Source organism: Burkholderia anthina (assembly GCF_902498995.1).
GTDB classification, from domain to species: Bacteria; Pseudomonadota; Gammaproteobacteria; order Burkholderiales; family Burkholderiaceae; genus Burkholderia; species Burkholderia anthina.
Window position 1 is genome coordinate 58,578 of sequence record NZ_CABVLY010000026.1, and the last position, 14,753, is coordinate 73,330.

General features: G+C 65.3%; 14 protein-coding genes. 4 read left to right on the forward strand and 10 right to left on the reverse strand.

Features of this window, described 5'->3' with window-relative positions; genetic code table 11:
- Positions 1-34 precede the first annotated feature (34 nt).
- The 4 genes from BME24068_RS27815 to BME24068_RS27830 form a co-directional block, all read right to left on the reverse strand.
- Positions 35-3,040 (reverse strand): ribonucleoside-diphosphate reductase subunit alpha, encoded by a 3,006-nt coding sequence (locus BME24068_RS27815; protein ID WP_096506216.1) that lies wholly within the window; start codon positions 3,038-3,040, stop codon positions 35-37.
- A gap of 462 nt (positions 3,041-3,502) precedes the next feature.
- Positions 3,503-4,093 (reverse strand): 1,6-anhydro-N-acetylmuramyl-L-alanine amidase AmpD, encoded by a 591-nt coding sequence (ampD, locus tag BME24068_RS27820; protein ID WP_174927978.1) that lies wholly within the window; start codon positions 4,091-4,093, stop codon positions 3,503-3,505.
- Positions 4,090-4,407 (reverse strand): PP0621 family protein, encoded by a 318-nt coding sequence (locus BME24068_RS27825; RefSeq protein WP_174927979.1) that lies wholly within the window; start codon positions 4,405-4,407, stop codon positions 4,090-4,092. Before BME24068_RS27825 ends, ampD begins: the two co-directional genes overlap by 4 nt.
- A 13-nt stretch (positions 4,408-4,420) precedes the next feature.
- Entirely contained in the window at positions 4,421-5,314 is an 894-nt protein-coding gene (locus BME24068_RS27830) for a cytochrome C assembly family protein (protein ID WP_096506208.1), read from the reverse strand.
- Positions 5,315-5,403: 89 nt separating this feature from the next.
- Between BME24068_RS27830 and ffh the strand changes: the two genes are divergently transcribed.
- Positions 5,404-6,771 (forward strand): signal recognition particle protein, encoded by a 1,368-nt coding sequence (gene ffh / locus BME24068_RS27835; RefSeq protein ID WP_096506206.1) that lies wholly within the window; start codon positions 5,404-5,406, stop codon positions 6,769-6,771.
- Between the two features lie 94 nt (positions 6,772-6,865).
- Positions 6,866-7,417, forward strand: coding sequence for a hypoxanthine-guanine phosphoribosyltransferase (locus tag BME24068_RS27840; RefSeq protein ID WP_096506204.1), 552 nt, complete (start codon positions 6,866-6,868; stop codon positions 7,415-7,417).
- An 83-nt stretch (positions 7,418-7,500) separates the two neighbouring features.
- Here the strand turns inward: BME24068_RS27840 and BME24068_RS27845 are convergent, their stop codons facing one another.
- Positions 7,501-8,103 (reverse strand): MarC family protein, encoded by a 603-nt coding sequence (locus BME24068_RS27845; RefSeq protein WP_096506202.1) that lies wholly within the window; start codon positions 8,101-8,103, stop codon positions 7,501-7,503.
- Positions 8,104-8,124: 21 nt separating this feature from the next.
- Positions 8,125-9,861, reverse strand: coding sequence for a proline--tRNA ligase (locus BME24068_RS27850; protein ID WP_124827211.1), 1,737 nt, complete (start codon positions 9,859-9,861; stop codon positions 8,125-8,127).
- Positions 9,862-10,078: 217 nt separating this feature from the next.
- On the opposite strand from BME24068_RS27850, the gene BME24068_RS27855 reads away from it, so the two are divergent.
- Positions 10,079-10,726: an RNA pyrophosphohydrolase gene (locus tag BME24068_RS27855; protein WP_096506196.1), complete on the forward strand. Its 648-nt coding sequence runs from the start codon at positions 10,079-10,081 to the stop codon at positions 10,724-10,726.
- A 13-nt stretch (positions 10,727-10,739) separates the two neighbouring features.
- Entirely contained in the window at positions 10,740-11,348 is a 609-nt protein-coding gene (locus tag BME24068_RS27860) for a CNP1-like family protein (RefSeq protein ID WP_096506194.1), read from the forward strand.
- Positions 11,349-11,443: 95 nt separating this feature from the next.
- Here the strand turns inward: BME24068_RS27860 and proB are convergent, their stop codons facing one another.
- The 4 genes from proB to rplU all read right to left on the reverse strand — a co-directional run bounded on the left by proB (position 11,444) and on the right by rplU (position 14,551).
- Positions 11,444-12,562, reverse strand: a complete 1,119-nt coding sequence (gene proB / locus BME24068_RS27865) for a glutamate 5-kinase (RefSeq protein ID WP_096506192.1) — start codon at positions 12,560-12,562, stop codon at positions 11,444-11,446.
- Between the two features lie 88 nt (positions 12,563-12,650).
- Positions 12,651-13,763 (reverse strand): GTPase ObgE, encoded by a 1,113-nt coding sequence (gene obgE, locus BME24068_RS27870; RefSeq protein ID WP_096506190.1) that lies wholly within the window; start codon positions 13,761-13,763, stop codon positions 12,651-12,653.
- A gap of 188 nt (positions 13,764-13,951) precedes the next feature.
- A complete protein-coding gene (gene rpmA, locus BME24068_RS27875; RefSeq protein ID WP_006476999.1) occupies positions 13,952-14,215 on the reverse strand; it encodes a 50S ribosomal protein L27 in 264 nt (87 codons plus the stop codon).
- Between the two features lie 24 nt (positions 14,216-14,239).
- Positions 14,240-14,551 carry a 50S ribosomal protein L21 gene (rplU, locus tag BME24068_RS27880; protein WP_027783472.1) on the reverse strand — a complete coding sequence of 104 codons (312 nt, stop codon included), beginning with the start codon at positions 14,549-14,551 and terminating at the stop codon, positions 14,240-14,242.
- Between the last annotated feature and the right edge of the window lie 202 nt (positions 14,552-14,753).

The window sequence follows — 14,753 nt, forward strand, 5'->3', positions numbered from 1 at the left end:
CGCTCGAACCTACTTCAGGTCAACGCGCGCCGCGTTACTGGCAAGCTTCGCACTCGTCGAAGCCCGGATCGCCCGGACGCATCGTGCACACCGGACCGTCCGCTTCGACCGGCGCGAGCGCCGGTGCCGCATTGACCGCACCCGACGATGCATCGCCGCCTGCCGCACCGAAGCCGCCTGCTGCGCCTTGCGCGCCGCCGCTGCTCGAACCGCCGCTGCCCGCACCGCCCGTCGGCACCGCGTTCAGCGCGCCGTGTGCGACCGTCGACTTCTCGACGTGCGTCGCCGCCATCGTGCGGAGGTAGTAGGTCGTCTTCAGACCGCGCAGCCATGCGAGCTTGTAGGTCTCGTCGAGCTTCTTGCCCGACGCGCCGCCCATGTAGATGTTCAGCGACTGCGCCTGGTCGATCCACTTCTGGCGACGCGATGCCGCTTCGACCAGCCACGTCGGATCGACTTCGAACGCGGTCGCGTAGATCGCACGCAGGTCGGCCGGAATGCGGTCGATGCGCGACAGCATGCCGTCGAAGTACTTCAGGTCGGCGACCATCACTTCGTCCCACAGGCCGCGTTCCTTCAGGTCGCGAACGAGGTACTCGTTCACCACCGTGAACTCGCCCGACAGGTTCGACTTCACGTACAGGTTCTGGAAGGTCGGCTCGATGCATGCCGACACGCCGATGATGTTCGAGATCGTCGCCGTCGGCGCGATCGCGACGCAGTTCGAGTTGCGCATGCCGTACGAGGCGATCCGCGAACGCAGCGTCGTCCAGTCGAGCGACTCGGACGTGTCGACCTCGACGTAGCCGCCGCGCGCTTCCGTCAGCAGCTTCAGCGTGTCCTGCGGGAGGATGCCGCGATCCCACAGCGAGCCGCGGTAGCTCGAGTAGCGGCCGCGCTCCTCGGCCAGCTCGGTCGACGCGTAGTACGCGTAGTAGCAGACCGCTTCCATCGAACGATCGGCGAACTCGACCGCCGCGTCCGACGCGTACGGCGTGCGCAGCAGGTGCAGGCAGTCCTGGAAGCCCATGATGCCCATGCCGACCGGGCGGTGCTTCAGGTTCGAGTTACGCGCCTTCGGCACCGCGTAGTAGTTGATGTCGATCACGTTGTCGAGCATGCGCATCGCGACGCTGATCGTGCGCTTCAGCTTGTCGTGGTCGAGCGCGTAGCTGCCGTCGGCCTGCTTCACCAGGTGGGCGACGAGGTTCACGGAACCGAGGTTGCACACCGCGATTTCGGTGTCGCTCGTGTTCAGCGTGATTTCCGTGCACAGGTTCGACGAGTGGACGACGCCGACGTGCTGCTGCGGCGAGCGGATGTTGCACGGATCCTTGAACGTGATCCACGGGTGGCCCGTTTCGAACAGCATGCCGAGCATCTTGCGCCAGAGCTGCTGCGCCGGGATCTTCTTGAACAGCTTGATCTCGCCGCGCGCGACCTTGTCTTCGTAAGCCGTGTAAGCCGCCTCGAACGCCGTGCCGAACTTGTCGTGCAGATCCGGGCAGGTCGACGGCGAGAACAGCGTCCAGTCCGTGCCTTCCATCACGCGCTTCATGAACAGGTCGGGAATCCAGTTCGCCGTGTTCATGTCGTGCGTGCGGCGGCGATCGTCGCCGGTGTTCTTGCGCAGCTCGAGGAACTCCTCGATGTCCAGGTGCCACGATTCGAGGTACGCGCACACCGCGCCCTTGCGCTTGCCGCCCTGGTTGACCGCGACGGCCGTGTCGTTGACGACTTTCAGGAACGGCACCACGCCTTGCGACTTGCCGTTCGTGCCCTTGATATGCGAGCCGAGTGCGCGCACGCGCGTCCAGTCGTTGCCGAGACCGCCGGCGAACTTCGACAGCAGCGCGTTTTCCTTCAGCGCTTCATAGATGCCGTCGAGATCGTCCGCGACCGTCGTCAGGTAGCACGACGACAGCTGCGAGCGGTGCGTGCCCGAGTTGAACAGCGTCGGCGTCGAGCTCATGAAGTCGAAGCTCGACAGCACGTTGTAGAACTCGATCGCGCGCGTTTCGCGGTCGATCTCGTTCAGCGACAGGCCCATCGCGACGCGCATGAAGAATGCCTGCGGCATTTCGATGCGGGTGCCGTCGACGTGCAGGAAGTAGCGGTCGTACAGCGTTTGCAGGCCGAGGTAGCCGAACTGCAGGTCGCGGTTCGCGTCGAGCGCTTCGCCCAGACGCTTCAGGTCGAACTGCAGCAGCTTGTCGTCGAGCAGGCCGGCGTCGACGCCGCGCTTCAGGAACTGCGGGAAGTATTCCGCGTAGCGGGCCGACATCTCGGCCTGCACGACTTCTTCGCCGAGGATCTCGCGACGGATCGTGTGCAGCAGGATGCGGGCCGTGACCTGGCTGTACGCCGGATCCTTTTCGATCATCGTGCGCGCAGCGAGGATCGCCGAGTCGTAGACCTGGCTCATCGGCACGCCGTCGTACAGGTTCTTCACCGTCTCCGCGACGATCGGGTCAGGGTTAACCGCAGCGCCGAGACCGTCGCATGCCGACACGATCAGCGCGCGCAGTGCGTTCAGGTCGAGCGGGCGCGTGACGCCGTTGTCGACGACGTTGATGCCGGTGCTCGACTCGCCGCCGACTGCCGCTGCTTCCTCGCCCGCATGCTGGCGCTCGAGGTGACGCTTCTCGCGATACAGCACGTACGCACGCGCGACGTTGTGCTCGCCGCCGCGCATCAGCGCGAGTTCGACCTGATCCTGGATGTCTTCGATATGGAACGTACCGCCGTTCGGACGGCTGCGCACGAGCGCGCGCACGACGTTGTGCGTCAGCTGCTCGACGAGTTCGCGCACGCGTGCCGATGCCGCGCCCTGCCCGCCATTGACGGCCAGGAAAGCCTTGGTCACCGCGATCGCGATCTTCGAAGGCTCGAACGACACCACGCTGCCGTTGCGGCGGATCACCTTGTAGTCGGCGAACGTGGCTTGCGGCGCGAGGCCCTGCGCGCCCTGTTCGGTCCCGCCGAGCGGACGGCTCGAGGCGCTCTCGTACTGGGACGTCGCGTTGTCGGTGGTTTGCATATGCAAAGCTCCTGGTGTTGGATGGTGCGGAGAGAACCGCGGATTAAAACGAACGCTGCGCTATGCGGTGCGCAAGCGGTAAGAGGCGAGCGATACGTCGGGGAAACCGGTGCGGCCGATGCGCGACAACCGATCCGGTCGTGTGCTTCGTCATGTATACCCTGCCCCGTCGAAGTTCGCTGCGCTTGATCGCGACGCCCGGACCGCCCGGCCTGATGCGCCGCCTGAGAACCCTGTCCGCCGGCGTTGCCCGCCGGCCGGTGCCGCTCGGATTTCCCCGGCGACACACACTATATCTAGTACAGAACTACTCAACCGGCACCAAGTATAGTGGACATTCGGAAGAGGTCAAAACAGAGAATTTGCGCGAAAGGTATTGACATCACCCCTGCCCCCCGGACGGGCAGACGTGACAAGGCATTGGTCGGAAAAAAAATTTTTGCCGACTCAAAAACCCTGCGCTCAGTGCTGACGGAAAGGAAAGTATTCGGCGGAAAAGCCGGCATCGTCCGCGAAGCGTTGCCAATCGAAGTGCGGACCCGGGTCGGTCTTGCGGCCCGGCGCGATGTCGGAATGCCCGGCCACCGCGCCGACCGGGTAGCGCGCCGCAAGCGTGCGTGCGAGCACGCCGAGTGTCGCGTACTGCGCCGCGTCGAACGGCACGTCGTCCGCGCCTTCGAGCTCGATGCCGATCGAGAAATCGTTACAGCGCGGCCGGCCGAAGAACGCCGACGCGCCCGCATGCCACGCGCGCTCGTCGCACGACACGAACTGCACGAGTTCGCCGTCGCGGCGGATCAGGAAGTGCGCGGACACGCGCACGCCGCGCAGGTGACGCTGGTAATAGGGGTGCGCATCGCAATCGAGGCGATTCAGGAACAGCGCCTCGATCGCGTCGCCGCCGAACTCGCCGGGCGGCAGGCTGATGTTGTGCACGACGATGAGCGTCGGCACCGCGCCCGCGGGCCGCGCCTCGAAATTCGGCGACGGCGCATGGCGCGCTTCGCGCACCCAGCCGTTCGCGTCGACCGACAGCAGCGGTGCGTCGCTCATCGTGCGTCGGAGCCGCTCGCGTGCGTGCGATGGCGCTGCGCGTGCTCGGTGCTGCAGAAATACTCGCCGTCCGACACGACGGCTTCGCCCTTCGGCGCATGCACGCCGCATTCGGCGCAGCGCACCATCGGTTCGGGCAGCGAGCGCGCATCGCCGTTCGGGCGTGCCGCACCGGCGCCGTCGTGACCGGGCGCGCCGTCGTAGCCGGCGCCGCGGCCGGTGCGCGCCTGCGCGTGCTCCTGGGCCTGGCGCAGCTTGCGTGCGATCCACGAACCCGCGAAGAAGAGAAGAATCAGGAGAAGAATCTGTCGCATCGGAAACCTGCGTTCAAACCACGGAGCGGTGCAGCAGCACCTCGAAAACGAACCGGCTGCCGACATACGCGAGCAGCAGCGCGGCAAACGACACGAGCACCCAGCGCGCGGCGCCGCGCCCGCGCCAGCCCGACGTCTTGCGCGCAACCAGCAGGCCGCCGAACATCAGCCACGACAACACTGCGAACACGGTCTTGTGGTCGAGCCGCAGCGCGCGCGCATCGACCTGTTCGCTGAACAGGATCCCCGATGCAAGCGTCAGCGTGAGCAGCACGAAGCCCGCGCCGATCAACCGGAACAGCAGCTTCTCGAGCGTGAGGAGCGGCGGCAGCGTTTCGAGCCAGCTCGCGATCCAGCCGGTCGAGCCGCCGCGTCCGCCGCTTCGCAGCGACTGCAGACGCCGCTCGACCATCAGCATCAGGATCGCGTGCAGTGCGGCGATCGCGAAAAGGCCGTATGCGATGTTCGCGATCAGGAAGTGCATCTTGAACAGCGGCGCTGCGGCATAAGGCAGCACCCGCACGCCGCCGAACACGAGCGGCAGCAGCGACGCGACGCACGCGAGCGGCAGCACGAGCAGGCGCAGGCTGTCGAGCGGGAAGAAAAAGCTCTCGATCCAGTAGATGCCGGCGCCGAGCCAGAACATCGCGGACAGCGCGAACGCGAAACCGAAGATCATCGCGTCGTTCGGGAAGATCGTCATGTGCAGCAGTACGCCGTGCGCGACGAGCGCGGCAAACAGCAGCGCGCGGCCGGCCCCGCTCATCCCCGACGCGGCGGACGCGGGGACCGGCACGGCCGGCACGCTCGCGACGAGCGGCGTCGCGCCCTGGCGGTGCGTGCGCCAGCCTGCGACGGCGAGGCCGCCGTACAGGAATGCGGTGAGGGCATACAGTACAATATCCATGTTCGAAGTTTACACTAGGCCCCCTTCCCGCGACGGCTCCCTTTGTCAGGTTCCATCGCGCCTTCGGGCCCCACTGTCCATCGCTCCCCATGCTCGACAATCTCACTCAACGGATGGCGCGCGTCGTCAAGACGCTGCGCGGCGAGGCCCGCCTTACCGAGGCGAACACCCAGGAGATGCTCCGCGAGGTGCGTCTCGCGCTGCTGGAGGCCGACGTCGCACTGCCCGTCGTCCGCGAATTCATCGCCAAGGTCAAGGAAAAGGCGCTCGGCGAGGAGGTGATCAGCAGCCTGTCGCCGGGCCAGGCGCTCGTCGGCGTGGTCCAGAAGGAGCTGACCGCGGTGATCGGCGGCGACTACGAAGGCAAGGCCGCCGAGCTGAACCTCGCGGTCACGCCGCCCGCCGTGATCCTGATGGCCGGCCTGCAGGGTGCCGGCAAGACCACGACCGTCGGCAAGCTCGCGAAGCTGCTGCGCGAGAAGTACAAGAAGAAGGTGCTGACGGTGTCGTGCGACGTGTATCGCCCGGCCGCGATCATGCAGTTGAAAACGGTGACCGAGCAGGTCGGCGCCGATTTCTTCCCGTCGACACCGGACCAGAAGCCCGTCGACATCGCGGTTGCCGCCGTCGACTGGGCGAAGCGCCACTACCATGACGTGCTGCTCGTCGACACGGCCGGCCGTCTCGGTATCGACGAGGCGATGATGCAGGAAATCGCCGCGCTGCACGGCACGCTGAAGCCGGCAGAAACGCTGTTCGTCGTCGACGCGATGCTCGGCCAAGACGCGGTCAACACCGCGAAGGCGTTCAGCGACACGCTACCGCTCACCGGCGTCGTGCTGACCAAGCTCGACGGCGATTCGCGCGGCGGTGCGGCGCTGTCGGTGCGTCACGTCACGGGCAAGCCGATCAAGTTCGTCGGCGTCGCCGAAAAGCTCGACGGCCTCGAGGTGTTCCACCCCGACCGGATGGCGAACCGGATCCTCGGCATGGGCGACATCCTCGCGCTCGTCGAGGAAGCGCAGCGCGGCGTCGACGTACAGGCTGCGCAAAAGCTTGCCGACAAGGTGAAGAAAGGCGGCGACTTCGACCTGAACGATTTCCGCGCGCAGATCTCGCAGATGAAGAACATGGGCGGCCTGTCGTCGCTGATGGACAAGCTGCCCGCGCAGTTCCAGCAGGCGGCGGCCGGCGCCGACATGGGCCAGGCCGAGAAGTCGATCCGCCGGATGGAAGGGATCATCAGCTCGATGACGCCCGCCGAGCGCGCGAAACCCGAAATCATCAAGGCGACGCGCAAGCGCCGCATTGCAGCCGGCGCGGGCGTGCCGGTGCAGGAAGTCAACCGGATGCTGAACCAGTACGATCAAATGCGTACGATGATGAAGAAGCTGAAGGGCGGCAACATGCAGAAGATGATGCGCGGCCTGAAGGGCATGATGCCCGGCATGCGCTGATTCCGTCCGTCGGCCGGCGCGCGGGTTTTTGCCGTAGCGCGCGCCGTCCGTTCTGCTTCATTCTTATTTGTATACCGACTGCCCGCCAGAACACATGAACCGCGAAGAAGCCCTCCACATTTTCGACCACTCCGAAGAGATCGTCTCGGCCGATGCCGTCAACGCCTCGATCTCCAAGATGGCCGACGCGATCCGCGCCGAGATCGGCGACGCGTTCCCGCTCGTTCTCTCGGTGATGGGCGGCGCCGCGGTGTTTACCGGGATGCTGCTGCCGCATCTCGATTTCCCGCTGGAATTCGACTACATCCACCTGACCCGCTACCGCAACACGACGCAGGGCAGCCCGGAGATGCACTGGCGCGTCGCGCCGCGCGAATCGGTGAAGGACCGGATCGTGCTCGTGCTCGACGACATCCTCGACGAAGGCGAAACGATGGCCGCGATCCGCGACCGCATCCTCGACATGGGCGCGAAGCGCTTCATGTCCGCCGTGCTGTGCGAGAAGACGCTCGCGAAGGCGAAGCCGCTGCACCCCGATTTCTGCGGCTTCTCGGTGCCGGACCGCTACGTGTTCGGCTGCGGGATGGACGCGAAGGGCTACTGGCGCAATCTGCCGACGATCCGTGCGCTGACCACGAACGTCTGATCGCCCTGCCCCGACGATAAAAAAGCAAAAGCGGCGCACCGGTTTCCCGGCGCGCCGCTTTTTTTCGGCCCGCGCGGCCGACGTTACAACTGGTGCACGAACGCCCGGATGCCGGCCAGCAGCATCTCGACCGAGATCGCGACGAGCACGAGGCCCATCAGCCGCTCGAACGCCGCGACGGTCCGCTCGCCGAGCCATTGCTGGATCCGTTCGGCCAACACCAGCGTGATCGCACAGACGATCATCGTGACCGTCAGCGCGCCGACCCACTCGAGCATCTTGCCCGGCGCCTGCGACGTCAGCAGCATTACCGTCGCGAGCGCCGACGGGCCGGCCAGCGCCGGAATCGCGAGCGGCACGATGAACGGTTCGCCGCCCGCGCGCGGATCGCTGCCGAGCGCGCCGTCCGGATGCGGGAAGATCATCCGCAGCGCAATCAGGAACAGCACGATCCCGCCGCCGAGCCGCAGCGACAGGTCGGTGAGGCTCATCATCCGCAGGAAGCGGTCGCCGACCACCATGAAGAACAGCAGGATCACGAACGCGATCCCCACTTCACGCAGGATCAGCTTCACGCGCCGCTCGCGCGGCACGTCCCGCATCGCCGTAATGAACAGCGGGATGTTACCGAGCGGATCCGTGATCAGCACGAGGAGCACGGTAGCCGACAGGAAGGTGTATTCCACCGTGTCCCCCGATTGCCGCGATCAGCGCGCGAGCGCGGCGCGGATCTTCTCCGTCACCGTCGCCGCGGCCGTGTCGGCCGGCAGCAGCGTCGCTTCGGCATCGCGGCGGCCCTGGTACTCGATCTTGCCTTCCTTCAGGCCGCGCTCGCCGATCACCAGACGATGCGGCACGCCGATCAGTTCCCAGTCGGCGAACATCACGCCCGGGCGCTCGCCGCGATCGTCGAGGATCACGTCGATGCCGGCCGCCGTCAGTTCCGCGTACAGCTTGTCGGCCGCCTCGCGAACCATGTCGCTGCGGTCGTAACCCATCGGACACAGCACGATTTCGAACGGCGCGATCGACTCGGGCCAGATGATGCCCTTGTCGTCGAAGTTCTGTTCGATCGCCGCGCCCAGAATGCGCGTGACGCCGACGCCATAGCAGCCCATCAGCATCGGCTGCGGCTTGCCCGACTCGTCGAGGAACGTCGCGCCCAGCGCTTCCGAGTACTTGGTGCCGAGCTGGAACACGTGGCCGACTTCGATGCCGCGGCAGATGTCGATCGTGCCCTTGCCGTCCGGCGACGGATCGCCCTTCTTCACGTTGCGCACGTCGGCGACGTCCGGCTCCGGCAGGTCGCGGCCCCAGTTCACGCCCGCGATGTGATAGTCGACCTCGTTCGCGCCGACGACGAAGTCGCTCATGTTCGCGACCGTGCGATCGGCGATCACCTTCACCGGCTTCTTCGTGCCGACCGGGCCGAGATAGCCCGGCGGCGTGCCGAACCACTCGACGATTTCCTGCTCGGTCGCGAAGCGGTGGTTCTTCAGACCCGGCAGCTTCGACACCTTGATCTCGTTCAGGTCATGGTCGCCGCGCAGCATCACGAGCCAGATGGTCGGCTCGGCGCCTTCGTTGTCGGTGGCCAGCACGATCGACTTGATCGTGCGCTCGAGCGGGATCGCCAGCAGCTCGGCGACGGCTTCGCACTTCGCCTTGCCGGGCGTCGCGACCTTCTCCATCGCTTCGGCCGGCGCCGCGCGCTCGGCGACCAGCGGCAGCGCTTCGGCCGCTTCGATGTTCGCCGCGAACTCGGACGTCGGGCAGTAGGCGATCGCGTCCTCGCCGGTATCGGCGATCACGTGGAACTCGTGCGAGAAGTTGCCGCCGATCGAGCCGCTGTCGGCCGCGACCGCGCGGAACTCGAGACCCAGGCGCGTGAAGATGCGCACGTACGCGTCGTACATCTTGCGATACGACTCGTTCAGGCCGGCCGCGTCCTTGTCGAACGAATACGCGTCCTTCATGATGAATTCGCGGCCGCGCATCACGCCGAAGCGCGGACGGATCTCGTCGCGGAACTTCGTCTGGATCTGATAGAAGTTCACCGGCATCTGCCGGTAGCTCTTGATCTGGTTGCGCGCGATATCGGTGACGACTTCCTCGTGCGTCGGCCCGATCACAAAGTCGTTGTCCTTGCGGTCCTTGAAGCGCAGCAGCTCGGGGCCGTACTGCTCCCAGCGGCCCGATTCCTGCCACAGCTCGGCCGGTTGCACGGCCGGCATCAGCAGCTCGATGGCGCCTGCCCGGTTCATTTCCTCGCGCACGATCGCCTCGACCTTGCGAATCGAGCGCAGGCCGACCGGCAGGTAGTTATAGATGCCGCCGGCGACACGACGGATCATGCCGGCGCGCACCATCAGCTTGTGGCTGACGATCTCTGCGTCGGCCGGTGCTTCTTTGAGGGTGCCGATAAAGAAACGGGAAGCTTTCATGCGGACGGTTCCAAATACGGCGCCCCAGGCGGGGCGCCCGAAAAAGTTTCAAGGTGAAAAAGCTGCGCGCGACGAACGGCGATGGCGCAGATGACGTAGCAGACAAATCAGGGACAATTCAGCAGATGCACCCCGGGCGGATTCGCTCCGTCACGGTGCGCAGCGCCCGTTATCTGTTTATAATCAAAGCAATTTTAAAGGATTCGAAGGTGGTTGTATGCTGGATCGTGAAGGCTTTCGCCCGAACGTCGGCATCATCCTCTTGAACGCGCGCAACGAGGTGTTTTGGGGCAAGCGGCTCCGCGAGCATTCCTGGCAGTTTCCTCAAGGTGGGATCAAGTATGGCGAGACCCCCATGCAGGCGATGTACCGGGAACTGCACGAGGAAACGGGCCTGCATCCGGAACACGTCAAGATAATCGGCCGCACTCGCGACTGGTTGCGTTACGAGGTGCCTGACAAGTTCATCAAACGCGAAGTACGCGGACATTACCGCGGCCAGAAGCAGATCTGGTTCCTGCTGCGGATGGTCGGACGCGATTGCGACATTTGCTTGCGCGCGACCGATCACCCGGAGTTCGATGCGTGGCGCTGGAACGAGTATTGGGTGCCGCTCGATGCGGTGATCGAGTTCAAGCGGGATGTCTATCAGTTGGCGCTGACGGAACTGTCGCGCTTCCTGCGCCGCCCGGCGCAGCGAGCCGACAAGCCGCGTGGGCCGCGTCCGTCGCGCTATCCGCGCGTAATCGGCACGCAGGTCCAGCAGACGCTGACGATTGTCGACACATCGGTGGTTTGTTCGGAGATCGAAATGGACGCGAGCACGCTCGACGAGCTGCCGCCCCAGGTGATCATCGGCAAGTGACGAGTCGGACTGCATGACCGGGCGCGACCTTGGTGTCGCGCCCTTTTTTTACGAGGAATGCATATTGAAAGCGATTGCTCTCGCGCTCGCATCGATCGCCGCAGCGGCCGCACTGGCCGGCTGCGCGAATTCGAAGGCGCCGACCAACAAGGATGACAGCGCGTTCGTGTATCTGCTGGACCGCCAGGGCAACTGGAAGGAAAACCCGGTCGATACGCTGCCTGCGCTGCCGCAGGCAGGCGACCTGCTGCCGTTCAACGTGTCGCAGAACACGCCGCTCAAGTTCGCCATCGATGCGAAGTCGCTCGCGGTCGGCACCGACGGCGTCGTGCGATATGCGGTCGTCATCACGAGCCCGGCCGGCGCACGCAACGTGAACTACGAAGGCATCCGCTGCGACACCTACGAATGGCGCCAGTATGCGGGCCTGAATTCGGATCACGACGGCTGGGATCGCACGGTCGAGAACGACTGGCGCCGCATCGAGAACGGCGAGTTGAATGCATATCACGCCGCGCTCTACCAGGACTACTTCTGCTCGAACAAGATGCCGCAGGGCTCGACCCAGCAGATTCTGGAGAACGTCCGGTTCCACCGTACCGCGATGAGCCAGTTGCGCTGACCGAGCGACACGGGCCGTCTGGCCGCTGCCCGCCGCAATGAAAAAGCCCGCGTAATGCGGGCTTTTTTGTCGTTTGCCGATGCCAGGCCGAACGGTTACACCAACACGAGGTTGTCGCGGTGAATCAGTTCGGGCTCCAGCATGTAGCCGAGGACCGTCTCGATCTCGCCGCTCGGCTTGCGGTGAATCAGCTTCGTTTCCGCGCTGCTGTAGTTCGTGAGGCCACGCGCCACTTCGCGCCCGTCCGGGCCGACGCACGCGATCACCTCGCCTCGCGCGAACGCGCCCTGCACGCCAGTCACGCCGATCGGCAGCAGGCTCTTGCCGCCGCCGGTCAGTTTCTCGACCGCGCCCGCATCGATCACGACATGCCCGCGCACCTGCAGATGATCGGCCATCCACTGCTTGCGCGCCGCCATCCGCGCGGTGCGCGCGATCAGCTGCGTGCCGATCGCCTCGCCCGCGGAGAGCCGCACGAGCACGTCGGGCTCCCTCCCGCTCGCGATCACGGTATTCGCGCCGCTGTGCGCCGCGCGCTTTGCCGCCAGGATCTTCGTGAGCATCCCGCCGCGGCCGAGGCTCGAGCCTGCGCCGCCCGCCATCGCTTCGAGTTCCGGCGCGCCGGCGCTGGCTTCCGCGACCAGCGTCGCGTTCGGATCCTTGCGCGGATCGGCGGTGAACAGCCCCGACTGGTCGGTCAGGATGATCAGCGCATCGCCTTCGATCAGGTTCGCGACCAGCGCACCGAGCGTGTCGTTGTCGCCGAACTTGATTTCATCGGTGACGACCGTGTCGTTCTCGTTGATGATCGGCACGACGCCGAGCCGCAGCAGCGTAAGCAGCGTCGAACGTGCATTCAGGTAGCGCTCGCGATCGGCCAGGTCGGCGTGCGTGAGCAGGATCTGCGCGGTGCGGATATCGTGTTCGGTAAAGCGGCTCTCATAGACTTGCGCGAGCCCCATCTGGCCGACAGCAGCGGCCGCCTGCAGCTCGTCGATCTCGCGCGGGCGCTTGCTCCACCCGAGCCGCTGCATCCCTTCGGCAATCGCCCCCGAACTGACGAGCACCACTTCCTTGCCCTGAGCGCGCAGCGCGGCGATCTGGGCAGCCCAGCGGCCGATTGCAGCATGATCGAGCCCCTTGCCGTCGTTGGTCACGAGGCTCGAGCCTACCTTCACCACCAGTCGCTTCGAATCCGCGATGATCGAACGCATCGTGCGCTGTCTCCTGTATCTGATGCCTGCCCGGCCGGGCGCGATTAAATTCCGGCACCGGGCCGCGCCCGGTGCATGTCGGAGCCGCTCAGGCGTCGCCGCCGGGCGTCGTGCCGCCATCGGCGGGCGGCGCATCGCGGAACCGGACGTCCGCGGCCAGATCTTCCTCTTCCGCCACGCGATGCGCTTCCGAATGCTCGGCGAGGTAGTCGTAGATCGCGTAGCAGAGCGCTTCGCAGCCCTGGCCCGTGAGCGCCGAGATTTCGAATACCGGGCCGTCCCAGCCGAAACGCTCGAGGAAATCGGCGACGCGCGCCTTGCGCTCGTCTTCCGGCACCATGTCGAGCTTGTTCAGCACGAGCCACCGCGGCTTCTCGTAGAGCGCCTCGTCGTACTTGCGCAACTCGCCGACGATCGCCTTCGCTTCCGCGACCGGATCGACGTTTTCATCGAACGGGGCCAGATCGACGAGGTGCAGCAGCACGCCGGTGCGCTGCAGATGGCGCAGGAACTGGTGGCCGAGGCCCGCGCCTTCGGCGGCGCCCTCGATCAGCCCCGGGATATCCGCGATCACGAAGCTCTTGCTCGGGCCGACCCGCACGACGCCGAGATTCGGCGCGAGCGTCGTGAACGGGTAATCGGCGATCTTCGGCTTCGCATTCGATACCGACGAGATGAACGTCGACTTGCCGGCGTTCGGCATGCCGAGCAGCCCGACGTCGGCGAGCACTTTCAGCTCCAGCCGCAGCATGCGTCGCTCGCCGGGCTTGCCGTCCGTCTTCTGGCGCGGCGCGCGGTTCGTGCTCGACTTGAAATGCAGGTTGCCGAGGCCGCCGGAACCGCCCTTCGCGAGCATCACCTGCTGGTCGTGCTCGGTCAGGTCGGCGATCAGCTCGCCTGTATCCATGTCGGTGACGACCGTGCCGACCGGCATGCGCAGCGTGATGTCGTCGCCGCCCTTGCCGTAGCAATCGGAACCGCGACCGTTTTCGCCGTTGCGCGCGAGATGCTTCTTCGCGTAACGGTAGTCGATCAGCGTGTTGATGTTGCGGTCGGCGATCGCGTAGACGTTCCCGCCCCGGCCGCCGTCGCCGCCGTCCGGCCCGCCGAACGGAACGAATTTCTCGCGGCGCATCGACGCGCTGCCATCGCCTCCGTCGCCGGCGATGACTTCGATTCGTGCTTCGTCAATGAACTTCATTCGTTACTCCGACCAGTATTTCCGCTATTGTGCCGCGCGCCGGCGCGCTTGAACAATCTGCCGTTCGGCCAATTGCCCGCCGGTTCGGCGACAACCGCCGGCGCGCACATGCGCCCGGCGGCCAAATAAAAAAAGGCCCCGCGAAGACTGCGGGGCCTTTCGGCTACGAAGCCCTTGGGTGCCTGAACTTAGGCAGCCGCCGGGACAACGATGACCAGATGCTTCTTGTCCGCGCCCTTGGTCGCGAACTTGACGTGACCGTCGACCAGCGCGAACAAGGTGTGATCCTTGCCCATGCCGACGTTCTCGCCAGCGTGCATGCGCGTACCGCGCTGACGCACGATGATGCCGCCGGCGTTGATTGCCTGGCCGCCGTACACTTTCACGCCGAGACGTTTCGACTCGGAGTCGCGGCCGTTCCGGGAAGAGCCGCCTGCCTTTTTGTGTGCCATCTGATTGCTCCTTTACCGAGGCGCTTACGCGTTGATCGCGTCGATGCGCAGCTCAGTGTAGTTCTGGCGGTGGCCGCCGTGCTTTTGGTAGTGCTTCCGGCGACGCATCTTGAAGATGGTGACCTTGGCATGACGACCGTGCGACACAACGGTGGCCTTGACGGAAGCCCCACTGACCAGCGGCGCACCGAACTTAATCGATTCGCCTTCGCCCACTGCGAGAACCTGGTCGAGCGTGATTTCAGCGTCAATGTCAGCCGGTATCTGTTCTACTTTGAGTTTTTCGCCAACGGCAACCTTGTACTGCTTGCCGCCGGTTTTTATGACCGCGTACATTGAGAACCTCACTCTGGATCCAATTTTTCCGCACACCACGCGCGGAAAACACGTGATTATACATGGGGTTAGCACCGAAGTCAAAACCGATCCGCGATTGCCGCGCGCAAGCCCTGGCCAGACGGCCAAAATCACGGCTGCGGCGCGTCCGGCAGACCGGGATATCTCGGATTCGACTTATAATCCGCCGCATCACCCATTT